The sequence below is a fragment of the Mycolicibacterium helvum genome, from assembly GCF_010731895.1.
Lineage (GTDB): Bacteria > Actinomycetota > Actinomycetes > Mycobacteriales > Mycobacteriaceae > Mycobacterium > Mycobacterium helvum.
Genome location: NZ_AP022596.1, coordinates 1,879,461 through 1,901,374 on the forward strand (window position 1 = coordinate 1,879,461; position 21,914 = coordinate 1,901,374).

Genomic DNA, 21,914 nt, shown 5'->3' on the forward strand with positions numbered 1-21,914 from the left:
TCACCACATCGGCGTCGATCATGAAATCCACAGCGAGTTCCCAGCTGCGGCAACGTCGCCGGGTCAGCACTGTCGTGCACGGTGGTCCGGTGACCGCCACCGCCCAACTCATCGACGCACCCGCTGCGCCAGGGCCTACCGCCCGCCCGCGCACCGTTGCACGATGGCCGGCCATAGCGTTGATCTGCCTGCTGACCGTTACCGCCGCCCTCTACCTCTGGGATCTGTCGATCAACGGCTACGGCAACACCTTCTACGCGGCAGCCGCTCAGTCCGGGGCCAAGAGCTGGACCGCGTGGTTCTTCGGCTCGCTGGACCCCAACAACTTCATCACCGTCGACAAGCCGCCGGCTGCATTGTGGGTGACCGGCCTGTCGGTGCGCCTCTTCGGGATGAACAGCTGGGCGGTACTTGCGCCCCAAGCGCTGATGGGTGTCGGGGCGGTCGCCGTGCTGTGCGCCACCGTCCGCCGCGCCGTCGCCGACCCCACCCGCGGGGCGGTCGCGGGCCTGATCGCCGGCACCGTCCTGGCCCTAACCCCCGCTGCCACGTTGATGTTCCGGTACAACAACCCCGACGCGCTGCTCGTGTTGCTGATGGTCACGGCGGCCTATTTCCTGATGCGCGCCATACCCGGCGCGTCGTGGCGATGGCTCGCGCTCGTCGGCGCCGCATTGGGGTTGGCGTTCTTGACGAAGATGTTGGCCGGACTGATGGTGTTGCCGGCCTTCGGTCTGGCGTATCTGCTGTTCGCGCCGACGAATTGGTGGCGTCGTGTACTGCATCTACTGGGAGCCGCTGTGGCACTGGCGATCTCCGGTGGCTGGTGGGTGGCGATCGTCCAAGCGTGGCCGGCCGACTCGCGTCCCTACATAGGGGGGTCGACGAACAACAGTGTGCTCAATCTCGCGCTGGGCTACAACGGCGTCGATCGCATCGTCGGCGGCGGCAACAAGGTGTCGCACGGGCATCCCGGCGGGTGGAGCACCCATGCCGGGGTGCTCCGAATTCTTTCTGCGGAAATGGGTTACGAGGCTTCCTGGCTGCTGCCGGCGGTCGTGGTCGCGATCGCGGCGGGTGCGTATCTGGCCGTCCGTCGCCGGCTCAGCCGGATGGAAGCAGCCGGTTTTGTGACATGGACGGTGTGGTTCGCCGTGTGCACGGTGGTGTTCAGCTACATGACCGGCATGGTCCACCCGTACTACACGATCGCCCTGGCCCCGGCGGCGGGCGCGCTGATCGGGCTGGCAGCGGTGTTGAGCAGGTCGGCAGCGGTGACGATGGTGCTGGTCGCCGCCGGCTGGGCCATCGTCTTGCTGCACCGCGCCGGATTGGGCCCGGCGTGGTCACGCTGGCTCATCGGGGCCGCTGCCGTAACAGCGGTGGTGCTGCTCGTCGCCGCACTGACGAAGTGGCCGAGGCTCACGCCATTCGCGCTGGTGATATCGCTGTTCGCGAGCCTCACTGGCACCGCGATGTTCTCCGTCGCAACGGCCGCCACCCCGCACACCGGATCGATCCCGAATGCTGCCCACACCGCGGACGTATGGCCGACGGTCGGATCCCGGTTCGCGAAGACAATGACGATGGGCGCCAGCTCCGACAATGTCGATCCGCAGTTGGCCGAGTTACTCAGTGCCAGCAAAACCATGTGGTCTGCAGCTACCTCGGGGTCACAGGCCGCGGCCTCGCTGGAGATCGCCTCGGGCACAGCCGTGATGGCGATCGGTGGATGGAGCAGCGATCCGGTGCCCACGTTGGCGCAGTTCGTCGATGACGTACACGCCGGGAAGATCGCCTATTTCGTGGAGAGCGGACGAATGCGCAGCCACGATCGCAATGGCGGGGAGATCGCCGACTGGGTACAACAGCATTACCAACCGATGAAGGTGGGCGGCGCGACGGTATATCGCCTCGTGTGAGACGCCGGTCCAGTTAACATCCCGGGAGGACGTGCCCACCCGAAAGGCCGCGACAATGACGTCGAATGTCGACATGCCCATCCCGATGCCCGATGTTGCGGGTGCCGACGCCGGTTATGAGGGTCTACCCGACCGCTCCGACCTGACCGCACTTCAGCGGCTCATTGTGGATTCCTCGGCGGTCGCCGATATCGGTCTGCGCACGGCGATCGCGTCCCTGGTCGGGGTTTCGATGCTGCCGACCGTGGCCAAAAGCATCGTCCGCCGCTCAGATCTGCACCGGGAGCGCAGCAACCTCGAGTTCTACGCCGAGCTCGCCGCGCGCCAAGACCCGGTGGCGTCGTTTCCCGCGCCCACGGTGCTGCCCACCGTGTCGACCCGCCCGGCGAACCCGTTGGCCCAGTACATCGCCCACGGCAACGTCGGAAACATGCGGTTCGAGAGCAGCTTTGAACCGGTCCACCCGAAGATGCGCAAGCAATGGAAACAGCTGGAGCGCAACAACATCGTCTGGGCCCAGCATTGGCGCCATGACGACGGGCCACGGCCGACCTTATGCGTGATCCACGGCTTCCTGGGTTCGCCCTATCTGTTCAACGGGTTGTTCTTCTCACTGCCGTGGTTCTACCGGACCGGATACGACGTCTTGCTCTACACCCTGCCGTTCCACGGCCGTCGCGCCGAAAAAGGTTCCCCGTTCAGCGGTTACGGCTTCTTCTCCCAGGGCATGGCCGGATTTGCCGAGACGATGGCCCAGGCCGTCCACGACTTCCGCTCCGTGATGGACTGGTTGCGTGACACCGGGGTGGAGCGCATCGCCCTGACCGGAATGTCGTTGGGCGGCTACACTTCAGCGCTGGTCGCCTCGGCTGACGACCGCCTCGAAGCGGTGATCCCGAATGTCCCCGTGGTCACACCTGAGCGGACCTTCGACGAGTGGTGGCCGGCCAACAAGCTGATCCAATTGGGCCGCACCTTCGGCACCATCAGCCGCGGGGACTCGGCCGCCGCGTCGGCGTACCACTGCGCGTTGAACTACGCCCCCCTAGTGCCACGCGACCGGCGCCTCATCATCACTGGCCTCGGCGATCGGCTGGCCCCGCCCGAGCAATCCGCGGCGCTGTGGGAGCACTGGGATCGTTGTGCGCTGCACTGGTTCCCGGGCAACCACATCCTGCACGTCAGTCAGCCGGAGTATCTGCGCCGCATCAATCGGTTCCTGCGCCCGTTCATGTGGGACTAACTAGCTCTTGATCGCACTGACCAGCGTGATGCTCGCCAGCATGTTGGCTGCGTCGCCATCCGCAGAATCGACCGACCGGCCGACGGCCTTCAGGTAGTCCAGCAGCGTCGTGTCCTGCGCCGTCCACCCGCGCTCGCTGAACCACTGTGCGGCAGGAGCATGCTGTTCGTTGTACACCAGCTGCCACCACTGACCCCGCTCGTTGTCGACGGCCTTCGCCTCCTGGACCTTCGCGCGGAAGGCGTCGCGATCCATCGGCTTGCCCTCCTCGACGGCAAGGTGGCTGCCAGAACTGGCCAGCGCGTCGATGCCGGTGAACAGCTGCTCCTGCGCGCTGGCGGGTAGGTAGATCAGCAGCCCTTCAGCGATCCATGCCGATGGCTGGTCGGGTTGAAAACCACCGTCCCGCAATGCCTGCGGCCAGTCGTCTCTAAGGTCGACCGCGATCTCGCGGCGCTCGGCCTTAGCGGTGGCGCCGTGTGCGGCGACGGCATCGCGCTTGAAGTCCAGCACCTGCGGCTGGTCGAGTTCGTAAATGGTCGTGCCGGGCGCCCAATCCAGTCGATAGGCGCGGGAGTCCAAGCCCGCGGCGAGCAGAACGATCTGGCGCACACCAGCCTGAGCCGCCCGCCGGAAGTACGCATCGAAGTAGCGGGTCCGGGCGGCTTGGAACGTGACGAAGTGCTGGCCGAACTCGGCGGACTTCAGCGGGTGTTCGGGCGCCTCGCCGTCCAACAGCGCGGCCCAGGGACCACCGACGGCGCGGCAGAACGTCTCCGCAAAGGGATCGACGGCCAGTGGATCGGGTTTCTGCGCCTCCAGTGCACGGGCGGCCGCGACGAACAACGCCGTCGAGCCGACGCTGGTGGTGATGTCCCAGGTGTCGTTGTCAGTTCGCACCGTCGCGACGATACGCGCAGAGTCTGACACGGCTCACACCAACGGCCGACCAGTTCGGATTCGCCAATCCACGTCCCGCAACAGCAGATTGAACGGGAACTCACGGATGAACCGCGGTGTCAGGTTGTTGAAAAACCGGATGCCCGCCATCAAACGATCGAATCTGCGCTGCTTGTCCGCATTCCACTCAAGCTGCATCTCCTCGCGGAAGCGCTGCGGCAGAAATCCGGTGGTGATGAGCAGGTTCAATCGCTCGAGGGCTTGTTGTCCGGGCAGCCGAACACCGCGCAGCCGCGATACCGCAAACGGGTACAGGTACTCACGGATCGTGTCATCGATATGCACCTTGTCCAGCGACTCCTGCCAGTACCGGTCGAACGCCGCCCGGTCCGCCGGCCACATCTCGGCGGGCACCTGCAAGGTGGTAGCCAGCGCCATGCTGTCGCGGTAGTGCCGGTCTGCCGTCTCGTCGTCCATCTCTCCGATGAAGACTCGGGCGATGTCGACCCCACCCTTGTAGAGGCAGGCAGCCACCCAGAGTTGGAGGTCCTTGTCGAACGCGTTGTACTGCACCGGGCTATCGGGGGTGGAGTGCACCTGGGCATGCGACTTGTTGACCGCGCGCCGGTAAGCCTTCTTCTGCTCCGCGCTGCCTCTGGTCGCCACCGCAAGGTAGGTGAACGTCGTGCGCGCCCGCTTGATCGGGTGCCGGTCGGCGCGGCCGCTCTCGACCCGGCTTTCCATCACGCCGTAACCGACGCCGGGCCTGGCCAGCTCCATGATCACGTTCGCCGGGCCGGCCAGCAGCGCCACACCCATCAGCCCATCGTCGAAGCCGGGTCCCAGCCTGCGGCGACGCCGCGACGGCATCGGCGGCGCACTCACTGCGCGATCGACGTGATTGATGACCGGTTCGCGGATCGCCACTGTGCGCCACCTATCGGATCAAATCTGAAAACGAATGTTTCCAAATATTGCCGCCCTGGCCACAGCAATGTCAAGATGGGCTAATGACGCAGGCACGCCCGTATGGCGGCGTTGACGCCGCTGATCGGCTCGCCCGGCGTCGGGCGCAGCTGCTGCGGGCCGGGCTGGAATTGCTGGGTAGCGACGTCGACCCGGCTGAGCTGACCGTTCGGGGCATCTGCCGGCAGGCCGGCGTTGCCACCCGCTACTTTTACGAGAGCTTCATCGACAAAGACGAATTTGTGGGGGCGGTTTTCGACTGGGTGGTCGCCGAGCTGGCTGCCACCACCCAGGCGGCAGTCGCCACCGCCCCGGTCGACACCCAGAACCGGGCAGCGATGGCCAATATCGTGCGGACCATCGAGCTCGATCCCCGGGTTGGCCGGCTCATGTTCAGCTCGCAGCTGTCCAATGCCACGGTGGTTCGCAAGCGACAGGAGTCCGGCGCGCTGTTCGCGATGCTGTCGGGCCAGCACGTCGAGGCGCTGTTGCAGCGTCCGGCCAACGACCGGATCAAGGCCTTCGCGCACTTCGTCGTCGGCGGGGTCGGCCAGACGATCAGTGCCTGGCTGGGCGGCTCCATCAAACTGACCGCGGATGAGCTCGTCGATCAGCTCACCGCCATCATCGACGATCTCGGTGCGCCGCGACTGTTCCGCGACTAGCCAGCCGGTATCGGCAACCTGCGGTCGGCGGCGGTCTTGGGCTGCGTCGTGGCCTCGTTGTCAGTAAATTCTCTTGTCCAGCAGGCAAACTCGAGAACGATTCCGTCTGGGTCCAGGAAGTAGAACGACCGCACGTACACCCCGGGATGGAGCTCGCGAGTGGACTGCCGGGGGCTGTTGTCGTGGTTGAGCACGGGCCCGACCCGCACACCTTTCTCCTTGAGCCGACGGCGGTACTCGTCGAATTTCTCGGCGGGCACATGGAACGCGAGATGGTTCATCGACCCCACCGCGCTGACGATCGAGCCCAGCCCGGGCAGCGCCGCGGGCGTGGTGTTGCCCACCGTGCCATCAGGAGCCTCGGCGAACCAGAAGAACGCCACGCAGTCACCATTGCCGGCGTCGAAGAAGAAGTGCTGCCCCATGTTGTCGGGCAGGTCGAGAGACTTGATCAGCGGCATACCCAGCACATTTGTGTAGAAATCTTTCGTGCGCTCCATGTCGGCGCAGACCAGCGCGACGTGGTTGATACCACCAAGCTCGAATTCCGGGTTGGTGTTGTGCGGCTTGATCATGACGTGCCCCCAGAGATACTGGTCAACTCTCGCAATCGAACCTAACACCGGATTCAGACGTGCACATCGACGCTGGCGAATATCGTCTCCTCAGCGATCAACTCGTGAGGAGGCCACCGATATGCCCACCCCCGGAGTCCTTCGTGAGTTCATCGGGATGCCCTCCCCCACCGCGCGGCGGGCCGGCGCTGGTGGACATCCCTGCCAGGGCCTCTACCACCGCGGGGTGGGCCGCAAGCCCAAGGTCGCCATCATCGCAACCCACTACCAAATCGACTTCTCCGAGCATTACCTCGCCGACTACCTCGCTACCCGCGGTGTCGGCTTTCTCGGCTGGAACACCCGCTTCCGGGGATTCGAGAGCAGCTTCCTGCTGGACCATGCGCTGGTCGACATCGGCGTCGGCGTGCGCTGGCTGCGCGAGGTTCAAGGTGTGGAAACAGTGGTATTACTGGGCAATTCCGGCGGTGGATCACTGATGGCGGCCTACCAGTCGCAGGCCGTCGATCCCAATGTCACGCCGTTGGAAGGGGCACGGCCGGCTGCGGGGCTGACCGAATTGCCGGCGGCCGACGGCTACATCGCCAGCGCCGCACACCCCGGCCGCCCCGACGTGCTCACCGCCTGGATGGACGCTGCCGTCGTCGACGAAAATGACCCGGTGGCCAGCGATCCCGAACTCGATCTGTTCGACGAGAACAACGGTCCGCCGTTCTCCCCCGACTTCGTCGCCCGTTACCGGTCCGCTCAGATCGCCCGCAACCACGCAATCACCGACTGGGCCGAGACCGAATTCAAGCGAGTGCAGGCCGCCGGTTTCAGCGACCGTCCGTTCACCGTAATGCGGACCTGGGCCGATCCCCGCATGGTCGACCCGTCCATCGAACCCACCCGCCGCCAACCCAACCTCTGCTACGCCGGCGTGCCGGTGAAAGCCAACCGCTCCGCCCGCGGCATCGCCGGCGCCTGCACCCTGCGCAACTGGCTGGGCATGTGGAGCCTCAAGACCGCCCAGACCCGCGCCGAACCCCACCTCCGCCGCGTCACGGTCCCTTCCCTGGTGATCAACGCCGACCAAGACACCGGTGTCTTTCCGTCGGATGCCCAGCGGATCTTCGACGCGCTCGCCAGCACTGACAAAACCCAGTGCTCGATCGACACCGACCACTACTTCACCACCCCGGGGGCGCGCAGCGAGCAGGCCGACACCATCGCGAAATGGATCGCCAAACGGTGGCGGTGAGAGTCCTGGCGCACTTCCTCCCCAGTGAGGCCGTGCTGGATATTGTTGCACCCGAAGCGGATTGGTTGGACGTCCGGTGGTGCCACGAAGACGACGACCAGACGCTTCGCCGCGAGCTGCCCGAGGCAGAGGTGATCTGGCATGTGCTGCGGCCATTGTCTGGCGCGGATCTACGCCTCGGACCGCGGCTGCGCCTGGTGCACAAGCTCGGCGCCGGCGTGAACACGATCGACGTCGAGGTGGCGACCGAACTGGGCATCGCGGTAGCCAACATGCCCGGCGCTAACGCCCCCTCGGTCGCCGAAGGCGCGGTCTTGCTGATGCTGGCAGCCCTGCGGCGGCTCCCCGCGCTGGACCGCGCCACCCGACAGGGTCGCGGCTGGCCGACGGACGCCAGCCTCGGTGAGACTGTGCGCGATATCGGCAGTTGCACTGTGGGATTGGTGGGCTACGGCAACATCGCCAAACGCGTCGAGCAGATTGTGCACGCGATGGGCGGCACCGTCCTGCACACCAACACCGCGGACGACGGCACCGACTCCTGGCGTCCGCTACCCGATCTGCTCGCCGCGAGCGACATCGTCAGCCTGCACCTTCCGTTGACGCCAGCCACCGACAAGCTGATCAACAGGGCGGCGTTGGCCGCGATGAAGCCACACGCGTTGCTGGTCAACACTTCTCGCGGCGGTGTCATCGACGAGCCCGCACTCGTCGACGCGCTGCGCGATGGCGGACTCGCCGCTGCCGGACTCGACGTGTTCACAGAAGAACCCATCGAGCCCGACAATCCGTTACTCGGACTCGACAATGTCGTGGTGACACCGCACGTCACCTGGTACACCGTCGATACTATGCGCCGCTACCTCATCCAGGCCGTCGACAACTGCCGTCGTCTGCACGACGGCCGCGATCTGGTCAACGTCGTCAACGGGAGGCCGGATGTCAAGCGCATCCACCACTGAGAAGTCGCTAGAGACGCGCACACTGCGCAAGGTCATCATCCGCGTCGTGCCGTTTCTCATGGCGCTGTACTTCGTCAACTACCTCGACCGCACCAACCTCGGCATCGCCAAGGCCGACATCAGCGAGCACCTCCAACTCACCGCGAGCATGTTCGGGCTGGCCTCGGGCATCTTTTTCATCGGCTACGTACTGGTCGAGGTGCCGTCCAATCTGGCTCTGGAGCGCTTCGGCGCCCGCCGGTGGCTGGCCCGCATCGCAGTGTCGTGGGGAATCGTCGCGGTGGCAATCGGATTCGCGCCCAACGCCGCCACCCTGCTGACGTTGCGGTTCCTGCTCGGCGTCGCCGAGGCCGGACTGTTCCCCGGGGTGATCTTCTACCTCACCCGCTGGTTCCCCGGCGCCTACCGGGCCCGGATCGTGGCCATGTTCATGATGGCCAGCCCGATCGCCGCGGCGATCGGAACGCCGGTATCGGCGTGGCTGATCCAAGCCGGAGAAGGCCTGTTCGGGTTGGCCGGGTGGCAATTCATGATGATCGGCGTCGGCCTGCCTGCCATCATCCTTGGCGTCACCTGCTGGTTCTATCTCACCGACCGGCCGGCCGACGCGCACTGGTTACAGCCCGACGAACGGCAATGGCTGATGGAGGTGCTGGCCGACGAGGAGCGCGATCTTGCAGGCACTTTCGACTTCCCGCTGCGACGGGCGCTCACCAGTCCGCGGATCTGGGCGCTGTCACTGGTCTACTTCGGTGTCGCCTACGGGCTGTACGCTCTGGCGTTCTTCCTACCGTCGATCATCACGGGGTTCACGAAGACGTTCGGCGTGCACCTGTCGATCGTGCAGGTCGGCTTGATCACCGCGGTGCCCTACACCCTCGCCGCGATCGCGATGTACCTGTGGTCACGTCATGCCGATCGCAAGCGCGAACACGTCTGGCACGTTGCCATCCCAATGGGGCTGGGCGGCTTAGCGATTCCCATTGCGCTGTATCTGCACAGCCCGCTGCTGGTGATGATCCCGGTGAGCATCGCCGCCATGGGAGTGTTCAGCGCGATCCCCAGCTTCTGGGCGCTGCCCGCGCAGTTCCTCACCGGTGCTGCCGCCGCAGGTGGGATCGGCCTGATCAACTCGGTCGGCAACCTTGGCGGGTTCGCCGCGCCCTACGCGACCGGTGCGCTCAACCAGTTCACCGGCAATGACAAGGCCGGAATGTGGGCGGTCGGAATCATCATGCTGGTGTCGGCGGTCGTGGTGGTGGTCCTGCGCGCAACCCCGCAACGGGACAAGTAGTCCGACAGGTAGCGTGGCTACCAACCCACCGGTTAATAGGGAAGGCACCCACCATGCCCATCGCGATCACACCCGAGCACAACGACCTCGCAGATTCGGTGAAATCCCTGGTTACGCGGGTGGTACCCGCGGAAGTCCTGCACGAGGCCCTCGAGACGCCGGTGCCCAACCCGCCGCCCTACTGGAAGGCCACGGCTGAGCAGGGGCTGCACGGCCTGCACCTCGCGGAGGCGGTGGACGGCCAGGGCTTCGGCCTGCTGGAGCTGGCGATCGTGATCGCCGAGTTCGGCTATGGCGCGGTACCCGGGCCGTTTGTGCCGTCGGCGATCGCCAGTGCGCTGATCTCGGCCCACGATCCCGACGCCAAGCTGCTCAACCAGCTGGCCTCCGGCGAACTCATCGCGACGTGCGCGTTGGAATCCGGGTTGACCGCTACCCGGCAGGACGACACGCTGGTCATCCGAGGCGAAGCGCGCTCGGTACCCGCCGGCGCCCAAGCATCAGTCCTTGTTCTGCCGGTCGCCATCGACAGCGGTGTCGAGTGGGTCATCCTCGACGCCGACCACCTCGAAATCGAACCCGTGAACTCGGTGGACCTCTTGCGCCCAGTGGCCCACGTACGCGCCAACGCCGTCGAAGTCACCGGCGAGCAGGTGCTATCCGCTCTGTCCCAGCCGGCTGGGCGGGCGATCGTCACCACACTGCTGTCCGCCGAGGCCGTCGGCATCGCCCGCTGGGCCACCGACACTGCGGCGGCTTACGCGAAGATCCGCGAGCAGTTCGGCCGCCCGATCGGCCAGTTCCAGGCCATCAAGCACAAGTGCGCCGAGATGATCGCCACCACGGAGCGGGCCACCGCGGCTGTCTGGGATGCCGCGCGCGCACTGGACGAAGCCGCCGAAAAGGCTTGGAACAACGAACAAACCGCCTATGAGTTCGCGGCGGCGGTGGCCGCCAGCCTGGCACCGGCCGCCGCCCAGCACTGCACGCAGGACTGCATCCAGGTGCACGGCGGTATCGGCTTCACCTGGGAGCACGACGCAGGCGTGTACTACCGCCGCGCGCTGGGTCTGGTCGCGGCGTTCGGGCGCGCCAACGAGTATCAGCAGAAGGTGTTCGACACCGCGACCAGCACGGGCATGCGAGCCATCAGCATCGACCTCGACCCCGAGACTGAGCAATTGCGCAGCGAGATCCGCGCCGAAGTGGCTGCGCTCAAGGCAATTCCACGAGAGGAGCGCAAGGCGGCGATCGCCGAGGCCGGCTGGGTACAGCCGCACCTGCCCAAGCCATGGGGCCGGGCGGCCAACCCGATCGAACAGATTTTGATCGCCCAGGAGTTCACCGCAGGACAGGTCAAGCGTCCGCAGATGGGTATCGCGGCCTGGCTGATCCCGTCGATCGTGGCGTTCGGCACCGACGAGCAGAAGCAACGCTTCCTGCCGCCGACCTTCCGGGGCGAAATGATCTGGTGCCAGCTGTTTTCCGAGCCGGGCGCCGGGTCCGACCTGGCCAGCCTGACCACCAAGGCCGTCAAGGTTGACGGCGGCTGGCGGATCACCGGCCAGAAGATCTGGACCACCGGCGCACAGTACGCACAGTGGGGTGCGCTACTCGCCCGGACCAATCCCAGCGCGCCGAAGCACAGTGGCATCAGCTACTTCCTGCTCGACATGAAAAGCGCAGGGGTCGAGGTCAAACCGCTACGTGAGCTCACCGGCCACGCGATGTTCAACACCGTGTTCATCGACGATGTCTTCGTCCCCGACGAGCTGGTACTTGGCGAGGTGGACCGTGGCTGGGAGGTCAGCCGTAATACCCTGACCGCGGAGCGGGTTTCGATCGGAAGCAGTGAGCCCGGATTCCTGGCCAACCTCGACGGGTTCGTCGATTTCGTCTCTGGTGGTCACTTCGATCAGATCGGTCATCACCGGGCCGGTGAACTGATCGCCGAGGGTCATGCGGCCAAGCTGCTGAACCTGCGCTCGACCCTGCTCACGCTGGCCGGTGGCGATGCGATGCCATCGGCGGCGATCTCGAAACTGCTCTCGATGCGCACCGGGCAGGGTTACGCCGAGTTCGCGGTGTCGTCGTTCGGAATCGACGGTGCCATCGGCGATCCCGGAGCGCTACAGGGCAAGTGGGCACAGTGGCTGCTGGGCAGCCGGTCGACCACCATCTACGGCGGGACCTCGGAAGTGCAGCTCAACATCATCGCCGAGCGGCTGCTCGGCCTGCCCCGGGACCCCTAAGGGCGCTACTGCAGCTCGATCTGGCGTAGCTCCCGCTTGAGTATCTTGCCTGTCGGGTTACGCGGCAGCTCGGCGAGGAAGACCACCTCGCGTGGAACCTTGTAGCGCGCAAGGTGTTCGCGCACATAGGTCTTGACCGCTTCCTCGCTGAGTTCGGCTTCCTCCCGCAGCACGACGAACGCGCGCAGTCGCGCGCCCCAGTCGGGGTCGTCCACGCCGAGCGCGGTTGCCTCGACGACGTCGGGATGTCCGCTGATGAGATCTTCGACCTCGGCCGGGAAGACGTTCTCACCGCCGGAGACGATCATCTCGTCATCGCGCCCGCTGACGAACAGCAATCCGTTGTGGTCGAAATAGCCGACGTCACCGGAGGACATCAGTCCGTCGATGATCTGCTTGTGACCGCCACCGGTGTAGCCCTCGAACGGGAAGGTGTTGCCGACAAAGATCCGGCCAACCTCACCCTGCTGCACTTCGTTGCCGTTGTCGTCGAGAATCTTGATCTTCACGCCTCGGACGACGGGACCGACGGTGGCCGGATTCATCTGCAAGTCCTTCGGCCCGGCGATGGTGGCCAGCGCGACTTCGGTTGAGCCGTAAAGGTTGTAGATCACCGGACCCAGATCCTTCAGCGCGCGGGTGGCCAGCTCCGCGCCGAGCTGGGAGCCCGAGACGAACACGATCCGCAACGACGACAGGTCCGGCTTGGTATCCATGCTCTCCAGCGCGTCGAGCATGCGCGACAGCATCACGGGCACCACGACCATCGCGGTGACCTTGTGTTTGGGAATGTCCTCCAGCACGGTGACGGGCTTGAACTTTCGATGCAGCACCAGCGTCGAACCCAGCGTCAGGGCGATGGTGGCGTGCAAATAGCCCAAGGCGTGGAACATCGGCGATGGCAGCGCGGTGACTTCGCCGGCGCGGAACGGCACCGACGACAGCACCCCACCGATCGGCGCCAAGCTCGGTGGTGCGTTGCGCGTGGCCCCCTTGGGCGTGCCGGTGGTGCCGCTAGTGAGGATGATGACCGACGCCCGCTTGGTGACCTTGGGCGCTGGCTCCTTGCTGTGGTGTGCGATGAAATCGGCCAGCGTTTCGTCGGCGCTGCCCGACGGCTGCTCCGCCTCGGGGTTCGTCCCCAGTGCGCGCAGCTTGCCCAATTGCGGCTCGGCCAGCTTCACGGCCTCGGAGTACTCGTCGTCGTAGATGATCAGCTTGGCGCCCTCACGTTCCGAGACGTCTCTGATCTGCGGCCCGGAGAACTCCGTGTTGAGCATGATGAGGCGGGCGCCGACCCGCGCGGCACCGTAGTTGGCGATCACGAACCAGCGATGGTTACGGGCCAGGATCGCGACCCCGTCGCCGCCCTTGACTCCCTTCGCCAGCAGCCCGTTGGCCACCGCATGCGCGGCGTCGTCAAGCTCCTTGAAGGTCATCGAGCCTTCGTCGTCGACGATCGCCAACTTGGTTGGGGTACGGCGGGCGTTGAGAGCCGGAACCATCCCGATCTCGCCCCAGCGGCGGATGTCGGACACCATCGAGACGAGGTTCTGCGGTGGCTCGAGCCGGAAGGCGCCCGACTCGATCATCTTGAACAAGTAGTGCAGCTCAGAGGAACCACGTTCGGCCAACTGCTGCGCCTTGGCCAACGCCTGGGCAGGCAGATCCATCAGACTGGGCATGCTTCCAACCCTAAGTGACGTGGGTCGCACCCAGGACGGAACGGCCAGGCTAATTACCATGGCCTGATGGCGGACATCATGGAGATCGGGGGCCGTCAGGTCAGCGTCAGCCATCCCGACAAAGTGGTGTTCCCCGCGGCCGGCGGGCGCGATCCGGTGACCAAGTTGGACCTCGTCACCTACTACCTGGCAGTCGCCGACGGCGCGCTGCACGGCGTTGCCGATCGGCCGATGATCCTCAAGCGGTTCGTCAAGGGCATCACCGAGGAGGCGATCTTTCAGAAGCGCGCCCCCGAGAAACGCCCCGACTGGATCGACGTCGCCGAGCTGCGCTACGCCAGGGGGACGTCAGCCAAGGAAGCGGTACTACACGATGCAGCCGGGCTGGTGTGGGCGGTCAATCTCGGGTGCGTCGATCTCAATCCGCACCCGGTCCGCTCGGGCGACCTCGACCATCCCGACGAGCTTCGGATCGATCTCGATCCGATGCCCGGCGTCACCTGGCCCCAGATTCTGGACGTGGCGCAGGTGGCGCGCGAGGTACTCGAGGATCACGGGCTGACGGCCTGGCCTAAGACCTCGGGATCGCGCGGCTTTCACATCTATGCCCGGATCTCGCCACGCTGGCCGTTCAAGCAGGTGCGGCTGGCCGCTGAGACCGTGGCCCGCGAGGTCCAGCGCCGCGCACCGGAGCTGGCCACCAGCCAGTGGTGGAAAGAGCAACGCCAGGGCGTGTTCGTCGACTTCAACCAGAACGCCAAGGACCGCACCGTGGCATCGGCCTACTCGGTGCGGGCCACCCCGGACGCACGGGTGTCCACGCCTCTGACTTGGGACGAAGTGCCCGGCTGCCGGGCCGAGGAGTTCACCATTGCGACGGTCCCGGCCCGGTTCGCCGAACGCGGCGACCCCTGGGAATCGATGAACGACGCCGCCGGCTCGTTGGACGCGCTGCTGAGGCTGGCCACCGAACTCGGGCCGGCGGAGAAGCCGCCGAAGGGCAACAAGCCGCTGATCGAGATCGCGCGCACCAAGACCCGCGATGAAGCGATGGCGGCCCTGGATGTCTGGCGTGCCCGCCATGTGGACGTTGCGCAGGCACTGCACCCGACCGACATCCTGGTCGACGGCATGCGGGGGCCGAGTTCGATCTGGTATCGCATCCGGATCAACCTCGAACACGTGCCGGAGGCGCAACGCCCACCGCAGGAGGAGCTGCTCGCGGATTACAGCCCATGGGAAGGGTATTCGGGTCGCCAGGGCCAACCCTGACCGCGCACGTCACTGCACAGTTCGCGGAAAGGGTGAACAAAGCGGGGGACTCTACCGTGTTGGTCAGTAACAACGTTCGTTAGTGAGGATGTCACCGTGCCCGGCACAGCTCCGCCGAACCCGGCGGCCATAGCGGTTGTCACCCAGGTGATCTACTACCTGAGTCTGGCCATTCCGCTGGGAATCGGCATGACCGTCGGCGCTTTGGCAATTCCCGAGCGCCACGGCGGCCTCGTGTCACGACAGGCCCGCAGCCTTGCGGTGCCGGCCGCGGTGATCGTCGTCGCCGGCGCCACATTGCAATTCCACGCGACGACCCACGTCACCGGCTGGACGCTCGTCGAGTTGGCTGTGCTGCTGTCGGCCGCCGGTGGGCTGCTGGTGCTGCGGCGGATGCCGTCGCGGCTACTGGCTCGGGCCATCGGCACCGCTGCGATCCTCGCGGCAGTGATTCCCAGGGTCCCGTTGGCGTCGACCACACTGAGCCGGATCGCGACCAACGCCTTGGTGACAGCGCACCTGCTCTGCGCCATGACGTGGGTGGGCGGATTGACGGTCTTGGCCGCGACGGCATTTGCCGGGCGCCGCATTATCACCCGGGCCGGGGACGACGACCGTGTCGCCGCAGACTGGGCCCAGATCTGGCAACGGTTCAGTATGGTGGCCTTGGTCGCCGTCGGCGCCCTGGTCGTCAGCGGGACCTGGCTGACGTGGACCCACGTTGGGGCACCGAGCCAATTCTTGACGACTCCCTACGGACGATTCCTCGCGGTCAAACTCGTCCTGGTGCTGGCCCTGCTCGGTGCCGGTATCTACAACGTACGGGTCCTGCTACCCAGAATTCACGCCCTACAGCGCGATGGCGACACCCGCGGCGTCTTTCTCCTTGCCGCACAACATTTTCCTTCGGTGGTCGCCGTTGAGGCGCTGGTATCGATCGGTGTTCTCACCGTCGTTCCGTTTCTGCGCGGCTCGGCCCGCAATCAAGCGGGCTGGCCCAGCGCAGCCCCGTTCGATCTGGGCACGTTCGGCGCCGGAGTCGCGTTGATCGCCGTCGTCGCCGCCATCATGTGGGCAGGCGCCCGACGTTCGTTCAGGCCCCTTCAGCCCAGTAAGCCTGTGCCTTGATCGACGCTCGGGGGATGCGGTACTCCTCGCGCAGAATCTTGGCGACCGCGCGGGTGGTGCGGTTGTCGCATGCGACCCAACCGAAGTGGTCCGCGGCGTCATAGGCGGCGCCGCTGACCGCCGCGGCCAGCGCTGCGCCGGAGTCGCGGCGGTCGATCCAGATGACCTCGGCGTTCTGGGCGACCGGCAAGTATCTGTCGTCGTCATGGCCGGCGGCGAGGAACACCGTGGCGGGGGTCTCCCCGATCGAGTCCAGCAGTGAGTTGATTGCGGGCAATGACGCTGTGTCACCGACGATCACGTAGCCGGCCGGCGGCGGGGTGGGCAGGGCAAAACTGCTGCCGAGCACGGTCGCCCCGATCGTGTCACCGGGTTGGGCCGCACAGGCCCAACGCGATGCGATACCGTCGTGCAGCGCGAATTCGATGTCGACGGTGTCCCCCGCCGGGTCAGGGTTCACCAGTGTGTAGCCCCGCTGGTGAAGTTTCGAGCCGTCGGGGAACCACATCCGGATCCACATGGTCGGATGAACTACTCGGCCGGCCAGCAGTCCACCGGCAGAGAAGTTCAACCGCAGGTAGTGCTCGCTGATCTGCTCCCGACCGGTCACGGTCAGTTCGTATTCGCCGGCGCCGAAGAGCTTGAGCACGGCTGCCTGCCAACCCCTCGACGGCCTGTCGTCCACGCGCTTGTTGTCAACCATGGGAGTTCCCCTCCGTCAATTGACCAGGCGTGCAGCCGATAACGGGTGTAGCGCAGCCAGCGCACTGGCCTGCCGCCCCGGGATCGGCACCAACCCAGGTGGGGGTGTGCTCGGCTGACTTTCGGTGCGGATCGCCGCGCCAGCCCTGATCCGGTCGAGCGGCGACGTTCCAGCGATCTCCACCACCGTCCAGGTCTCGGCGGCGACCGCCGAGCTCACATCCGCCAGCGCCTCGGGAGTCTTGGCAGCGTAAGTGGTCAGGTAGCCGCGCGCGTCGGTGACCGACTGCCACCGTTCGCGCGCACCCGCCACCACCAGGTCCGGCACCTCGTCTGGGGAGGCGATCGTTGCCATCCAGCCAATTTCACGCAGTTGACTGATAAGTCGGCGAGCTGCGTTCTCAGCGGTCTGGCGCAGGGGTATCTGCGCCGACCTGCCCTGAAGGGCACTCAGATTCCGCGCGCCGCTGAAGGTCAGTCCGATCCATGTCGTCACCTCCGCCTGGGTGCTGCGGGTGGTGACCCGCACCGAGTCGCACCGCAATCCATAGCGATCGAGGTAGCTGGCCAGCAGACCAGGCGGTAGTTCACGATCACGGCTCTCGACGCGCACCAGCACCGTGGTGATCGCGTCGGCACCCGTCCAATGCAGGTCAGCCGGCGCCGCCTGAATCGCCTTGCGGTGCAGCAGCACCCGCAGGCGCTGACCGACGATTGTGGTGAGGTAGCGGCCACGCCACCAGAACAGCGACACCAGAACCACCGCGGCGGCGACTCCCAACACCCACTGGTCGTTGGTCGACCGCCACGGGTAGGTCAGCACCGCCGAAACGACCGCCAGCAGAACGACGGTGAGTCGCCCAGCGCCAGGCATCCCGCTCATTCCAGTTCCTCCTTGCGTCTACGTGTGACGGCAGCGACAGCGACCACGGCAGCCGCGAGCACGCCGGTCCCGACGAACGCCACCGTGCGCGGTGTGTGGTCGACCGTCGGTGGCGGCGCCGGCGCCGCAATGCGTTTGGTGGCCGGTGCCGGCGCGTTGTCACTGCCGGAATCGATGGTCCAGGTCAGCGCTGCGACCGGAGCGAGAGTTCCGGCACCGACGAGGTTCGACGGATCCTGCGCGCCGTTGTGCGCGGTCGACGTCAGCCGCCGCACCACCTCGTCGGCGTGCATTCCTGGGTAACGACTGCGGATCAGGGCCGCCGTGCCGGCCACGTAGGCGGCGGCGAAACTGGTGCCGTCCAACGGCGCCATCCCGCCGCGGCCATCGGGCATTCCGTTGGCCAACCCGCCCATGGCGTCATTGCTCACCGACACGATGTTCTTCCCTGGCGCAGCGATGCCCACCCACGGTCCGGCCATCGTGAAGTCGGCAGGTTGTCCGTCGGCGGTCAGCGCTGCGACAGACAGCACGTACGGCTGCCACCAGGACGGCACCGACACCGACGTCACACCGGCCCAGTTGCGTGGATCGTCGCGGCGCGCCGGATCGCCAACCGGGTTCGATGCGCACTGCATTCCCGGCGTACCGACCGTGCTAGCGCCGGAATTGCCCGCGGCGGAGACGATGACCACGTCCTTGTCGATCGCGGCATAACGCAAAGCCGCACCAAGCGTCTGCTGATCGCCCAGTCGGTCGGGCGCCAAGCAAGCGGCCGTCGAGATGTTGATGACGGTGGCGCCGAGGTCGGCGGCACGGACCACAGCGCGGGCCAGCGTATCGATCTCCACACTGGCCTGCACCGACGCGGGGTCTTTCCCGCCGGCGTTGGGCGAGAATCTGGGCGAGGTCTGCCGAATCGACAACAGTCGCGCTCCCGGTGCGACGCCAGTAAATCCATCGGGACCGGGCTGACCCCCGATGATCCCGGCGACCAGCGTGCCGTGCCCGTCACAGTCGGTCAGGCCATCGCCGCCAGAAAGATAGTCACCGCCGCCGATCACATTGGGTAGCCGTGGGCCCGGCTGCACGCCGGTGTCGATCACCGCCACCGTCTGGCCATCGCCGCGCGAATATGATTCTGCCCCAGTGAGATTGAGCATTATCTGATTGGCGCTCACCGCACCGACATCACTGCCGGGACGTATCCCGGTCGTCACACATTCAGAGCGCTGGCTCATCCCCGCCGTCGGCCCGACGGTGCCCTGCGGCGGCTGCGCCCCGGGGTCGGCTACGGGCGGGCTGACGGCACCGGCCACCGGAGCGGTGACCAGCAGCACCACCGCGGCAACCGCGGCGGTCCGCATCATCGATCGAGGACCCATGTGAAGATGCCGACCAGATAGACCGCCACCGGGATCACCGACGCGTCGAGTCCAGCGGCGAGGAATCCCACCAGTCGGCGTACCGGCAGCGAATACCGGTCCGCCGAAGCGATATCCGGGTTGACGGCCACCACCACCCACGCTGCGGTCAGCACACCAAGCGCCACCACAGCCCACAGTGCCGCGGCAAAGCGCTGATCCAGGAGGTAGGCGGCCAGCAGACCACCTGTGACTAGGAAGGGCTGGGCGAGCAGCCAGCCCTTGCAGGCAGCGGTGTCCCACACCCTGGCCCGCAACACCGCCGCAGCCGCAGCGGCGGCCACCAGATACCAGCCCCAGGCTCCCGGACCTTCGGTTCGTCCGGCCACCACCAGCGACCCGGCCGATCCCAGCAGTACACCGGCCGCGATGAGGCCGGTCTGGTGGGCCTCGCCGACCCGCACCCGGCGAGGAAGGTCCGCCACGACCCGCGCCGCCGGGCTGGACGGGGTCGGGTCACCGGGTGCCGGAATCACCGGTAGCGGAAAGCGTGCCCACGTCGCCGCGAGGCCCGGAGCCGACACCGTGATCAGCAACGCCAACACGATCAACATGCAGCCAGAAGTCAACACGGGCACCTCCCACAGCGCGGCCACGGCGGCAACCAGCAGTGCACCGACACCGACAACCGCTGTGGCAGTGAGCAACCCGACGCCATCCTCGGTCTGTGTCAGGACGATCAACGACCACGCGGCTACCCCCGCGGCGGCCAGCATCACATGCGGGGCGCCCCAGAGTCCCGGCACGGCCAGCCAAAATGCCGACGCGATCGGCAGCAGGGCCGCCACCGATACCTGCGTGGCGAGTCGGGCAGAACGCGCACGCAGCGCCAGACCGGCAACCGCGGTGAGGACCGCCAACGCGCTCACGGCGTAGAGGCCGATGACCGAAGCAGTCGCGGCACGATGCGCGACAGCCGCCGCGGACAGCGCCACCACGAACATCGCGGCGGCCAGCCGAGCCCCCAGCTGCAGCCGGTGCGGACCCCAGGGCCGCTTACGCGCCGCGGAGAAGATCACGGCAGCGTCGGCGATGTCCTCGACCACACCGGGCGGCGTTGGACCCGCCGGAACATGCTGTAAGGCAAGTAGATCACCGTCAACCACGCCGACCGTGTCCAAGCTCGCGTCGACGCTGAACGGCGCGCCGCCGATCGGCGCCAGGGTCATGACCGTGGGGGCCGACACATCACCGTCGGAGTCGGGCTGCGGCACCAGCCGTTTCACCGCAGGCAGGATCTCGCGCAGCGGGAGTTCGGCGGGCAACGCCACGTCGGTGATCCGGCCGTACGCCAGAACGGCGACGCGCACGATCGGCAGCACCGGGGTTTCGGTCATTGTTGTTCTCTCTCTTGATCAGATTGTGTTGCTGGAGAAGTCGCGCGTCAGCGTGGCTGCGGGGAACCACCGGCCGTCAGGCAGCGTCTCGGTGAGCCGGTCGAGCGCCAGCGTGATCGCGAACGACGTGCCGGGCGCGAATGTCGACAACCACTCACCGTCGGCGGCGCGTTCCGGTCTCACCAGCACGCGCCCTGCCTCGGCGTCGATGATGCCCACGCCGACCTCGCTGAGGCTGTGCACACCGTCGACCGCGCAGCCGGCGCGTACCTCGACATAGCTGCGCACCCCGGTGAAAACCGACCGCACCACCGGAACGGCCGAAACCGGGAGACCCAGGTGGTCCAGAACAACGCCGAGATCGTCTCCGGCACGCAACCTTTCGTCTGCCCGCACCCCCGCCCGGGTCGGCAGCACGAATTCGGCGAACCGCGCCGGTGGGCGACCCCGCAGGCCCGCCGTGACGACCGGGACCAGCAGGGCAGGGTCGCTGATGTCGAGTTCGGTGAAGGTCACCAGCTCACCACTGCGCAACGCCACGACGGTGTGGTCCCCGTGGCGGGCCACCAACCCACGCAACAGGTCGGTGCCGCCGCCCCGCACGTAACGGAGCTCCAGCCATCGTTCCGGCGCGCATACGGTGCGTATCCACCGGGCCACCAGGGGATCCACTGATCCGCAGTCCGACATCACTCGCGTACGAATCAGTTCCGCGCGCAACCGGGCAACTATCGCCCCCGTTTCGCGCGGGTCGGTCAGGGGTGGCGTGATCGCCAACACCCAAGGGAACGAACCAGCCTCAACGCTGTCGGCAACGAGCCAAGCAGCGTCGGCGGTCAGCTCGACCGCGTTATGTGCGGGCAAGTCTCAGCCCCACTTGGCGCCTTCGGCTTGGTCACGTGCCTGCATCGACAGGGCGTTACTCTCATGCGTGGTGGCCATCGCCCGGTAGGCACGCACCAGCTCCTCCATCGCCAGGTTCCACTGGGCCTGCCAGGCCTGGTACGTCACGCCGGTGTCACCTTGCCAGGCACCCTGCAGAGCGGACTGCTCAGTGGCGATGTCGGCACCGACCGCCTGCAGCGTTCCGGCGTAGCCGGCCATGTCGCCGGCGTGCGCCAGCATGGCCGGGTAGTTGTACATGATCTGAGACATCAGAACCCTCCGTATGTCGTTGCTGCGGCGGCATCTTGAGCCACATAGGTGGCGCCGGCTTCGCCAAGGTTCACCTGGGCGATGTCCAGCAGCGAGTTGACCTTTGCGGCAACCTCGACGAACCGCGCGTGCGCGGCCTGGAAAGCCGCCGACGACTCCCCCATGTGGAAAGCCTGGGCAGACATTGCGGCCTGCTCGGCTTGGGCGATCGTGCTGCGCATCAGAGCGGTCTTCGCGCCGAACGCGGCCTCTGCGGCCACGAGCTGCGGTATGTGGGCGTCCAGCATGCTCACTGTATTTCTCCAA

The 21,914-nt window shown here is 66.5% G+C and carries 20 protein-coding genes; 9 read left to right on the top strand and 11 right to left on the bottom strand.

The annotated features are described in order from the left end of the window. The first annotated feature begins 20 nt into the window (after window positions 1-20). The gene (locus tag G6N38_RS08805) at window positions 21-1,922 is read left to right on the top strand and encodes an ArnT family glycosyltransferase (protein ID WP_163747180.1); all 1,902 of its coding nucleotides are present in this window, start codon (window positions 21-23) and stop codon (window positions 1,920-1,922) included. Window positions 1,923-1,977: 55 nt separating this feature from the next. Next, a complete protein-coding gene (locus G6N38_RS08810) occupies window positions 1,978-3,165 on the top strand; it encodes an alpha/beta hydrolase (protein ID WP_163747181.1) in 1,188 nt (395 codons plus the stop codon). Here the strand turns inward: G6N38_RS08810 and G6N38_RS08815 are convergent, their stop codons facing one another. Together G6N38_RS08815 and G6N38_RS08820 are read right to left on the bottom strand one after the other, a co-directional pair. Next, on the bottom strand, window positions 3,166-4,065 hold the full coding sequence (locus tag G6N38_RS08815; protein ID WP_163747182.1) for a class I SAM-dependent methyltransferase: 900 nt from the start codon (window positions 4,063-4,065) through the stop codon (window positions 3,166-3,168). Between the two features lie 33 nt (window positions 4,066-4,098). Next, the gene (locus tag G6N38_RS08820; protein WP_163747183.1) at window positions 4,099-4,992 is read right to left on the bottom strand and encodes an oxygenase MpaB family protein; all 894 of its coding nucleotides are present in this window, start codon (window positions 4,990-4,992) and stop codon (window positions 4,099-4,101) included. Window positions 4,993-5,075: 83 nt separating this feature from the next. On the opposite strand from G6N38_RS08820, the gene G6N38_RS08825 reads away from it, so the two are divergent. Beyond that, complete coding sequence (locus G6N38_RS08825) at window positions 5,076-5,696, top strand: TetR/AcrR family transcriptional regulator (protein ID WP_163747184.1); 621 nt, start codon at window positions 5,076-5,078, stop codon at window positions 5,694-5,696. Here G6N38_RS08825 and G6N38_RS08830 read toward each other — a convergent pair. Next, entirely contained in the window at window positions 5,693-6,271 is a 579-nt protein-coding gene (locus G6N38_RS08830) for a VOC family protein (RefSeq protein ID WP_163747185.1), read from the bottom strand. The genes G6N38_RS08825 and G6N38_RS08830 overlap by 4 nt on opposite strands. 121 nt (window positions 6,272-6,392) lie before the next feature. Between G6N38_RS08830 and G6N38_RS08835 the strand changes: the two genes are divergently transcribed. Genes G6N38_RS08835 through G6N38_RS08850 form a run of 4 tightly spaced genes read left to right on the top strand, consistent with a single transcriptional unit; the run spans window position 6,393 to window position 12,022 of the window. Continuing rightward, window positions 6,393-7,514: an alpha/beta hydrolase gene (locus G6N38_RS08835; RefSeq protein ID WP_163747186.1), complete on the top strand. Its 1,122-nt coding sequence runs from the start codon at window positions 6,393-6,395 to the stop codon at window positions 7,512-7,514. Then, complete coding sequence (locus G6N38_RS08840; RefSeq protein WP_163747187.1) at window positions 7,490-8,476, top strand: 2-hydroxyacid dehydrogenase; 987 nt, start codon at window positions 7,490-7,492, stop codon at window positions 8,474-8,476. The genes G6N38_RS08835 and G6N38_RS08840 overlap by 25 nt, the downstream gene beginning before the upstream one ends. Continuing rightward, window positions 8,454-9,770: an MFS transporter gene (locus G6N38_RS08845; protein WP_163747188.1), complete on the top strand. Its 1,317-nt coding sequence runs from the start codon at window positions 8,454-8,456 to the stop codon at window positions 9,768-9,770. Before G6N38_RS08840 ends, G6N38_RS08845 begins: the two co-directional genes overlap by 23 nt. Before the next feature lie 53 nt (window positions 9,771-9,823). Further along, window positions 9,824-12,022, top strand: coding sequence for an acyl-CoA dehydrogenase family protein (locus G6N38_RS08850; RefSeq protein WP_163747189.1), 2,199 nt, complete (start codon window positions 9,824-9,826; stop codon window positions 12,020-12,022). A gap of 5 nt (window positions 12,023-12,027) precedes the next feature. On the opposite strand, the gene fadD2 is transcribed toward G6N38_RS08850, so the two are convergent. Further along, window positions 12,028-13,707 (bottom strand): long-chain-fatty-acid--CoA ligase FadD2, encoded by a 1,680-nt coding sequence (fadD2, locus tag G6N38_RS08855; protein WP_163747190.1) that lies wholly within the window; start codon window positions 13,705-13,707, stop codon window positions 12,028-12,030. A 66-nt stretch (window positions 13,708-13,773) separates the two neighbouring features. Here fadD2 and G6N38_RS08860 point away from each other — a divergent pair, with 66 nt between their 5' ends. Together G6N38_RS08860 and G6N38_RS08865 are read left to right on the top strand one after the other, a co-directional pair. After that, complete coding sequence (locus G6N38_RS08860) at window positions 13,774-14,979, top strand: DNA polymerase domain-containing protein (RefSeq protein ID WP_163747191.1); 1,206 nt, start codon at window positions 13,774-13,776, stop codon at window positions 14,977-14,979. A gap of 96 nt (window positions 14,980-15,075) precedes the next feature. Next, window positions 15,076-16,107: a CopD family protein gene (locus G6N38_RS08865; protein ID WP_163747192.1), complete on the top strand. Its 1,032-nt coding sequence runs from the start codon at window positions 15,076-15,078 to the stop codon at window positions 16,105-16,107. Here the strand turns inward: G6N38_RS08865 and G6N38_RS08870 are convergent. Genes G6N38_RS08870 through G6N38_RS08900 form a run of 7 tightly spaced genes read right to left on the bottom strand, consistent with a single transcriptional unit; the run spans window position 16,073 to window position 21,901 of the window. After that, on the bottom strand, window positions 16,073-16,810 hold the full coding sequence (locus G6N38_RS08870) for a siderophore-interacting protein (protein ID WP_163747193.1): 738 nt from the start codon (window positions 16,808-16,810) through the stop codon (window positions 16,073-16,075). The genes G6N38_RS08865 and G6N38_RS08870 overlap by 35 nt on opposite strands. A gap of 15 nt (window positions 16,811-16,825) precedes the next feature. Beyond that, the gene (gene eccE / locus G6N38_RS08875) at window positions 16,826-17,692 is read right to left on the bottom strand and encodes a type VII secretion protein EccE (RefSeq protein WP_163747194.1); all 867 of its coding nucleotides are present in this window, start codon (window positions 17,690-17,692) and stop codon (window positions 16,826-16,828) included. Beyond that, window positions 17,689-19,062, bottom strand: a complete 1,374-nt coding sequence (gene mycP / locus G6N38_RS08880) for a type VII secretion-associated serine protease mycosin (protein ID WP_163751887.1) — start codon at window positions 19,060-19,062, stop codon at window positions 17,689-17,691. Before mycP ends, eccE begins: the two co-directional genes overlap by 4 nt. Further along, complete coding sequence (gene eccD, locus G6N38_RS08885) at window positions 19,059-20,453, bottom strand: type VII secretion integral membrane protein EccD (RefSeq protein ID WP_163747195.1); 1,395 nt, start codon at window positions 20,451-20,453, stop codon at window positions 19,059-19,061. The genes mycP and eccD overlap by 4 nt, the downstream gene beginning before the upstream one ends. An 18-nt stretch (window positions 20,454-20,471) precedes the next feature. After that, window positions 20,472-21,317, bottom strand: a complete 846-nt coding sequence (locus G6N38_RS08890; RefSeq protein ID WP_163747196.1) for an ESX secretion-associated protein EspG — start codon at window positions 21,315-21,317, stop codon at window positions 20,472-20,474. 3 nt (window positions 21,318-21,320) lie between these two features. After that, a complete protein-coding gene (locus G6N38_RS08895; protein WP_108054962.1) occupies window positions 21,321-21,608 on the bottom strand; it encodes a WXG100 family type VII secretion target in 288 nt (95 codons plus the stop codon). Continuing rightward, window positions 21,608-21,901, bottom strand: a complete 294-nt coding sequence (locus G6N38_RS08900; protein ID WP_163747197.1) for a type VII secretion protein EsxS — start codon at window positions 21,899-21,901, stop codon at window positions 21,608-21,610. The genes G6N38_RS08895 and G6N38_RS08900 overlap by 1 nt, the downstream gene beginning before the upstream one ends. Between the last annotated feature and the right edge of the window lie 13 nt (window positions 21,902-21,914).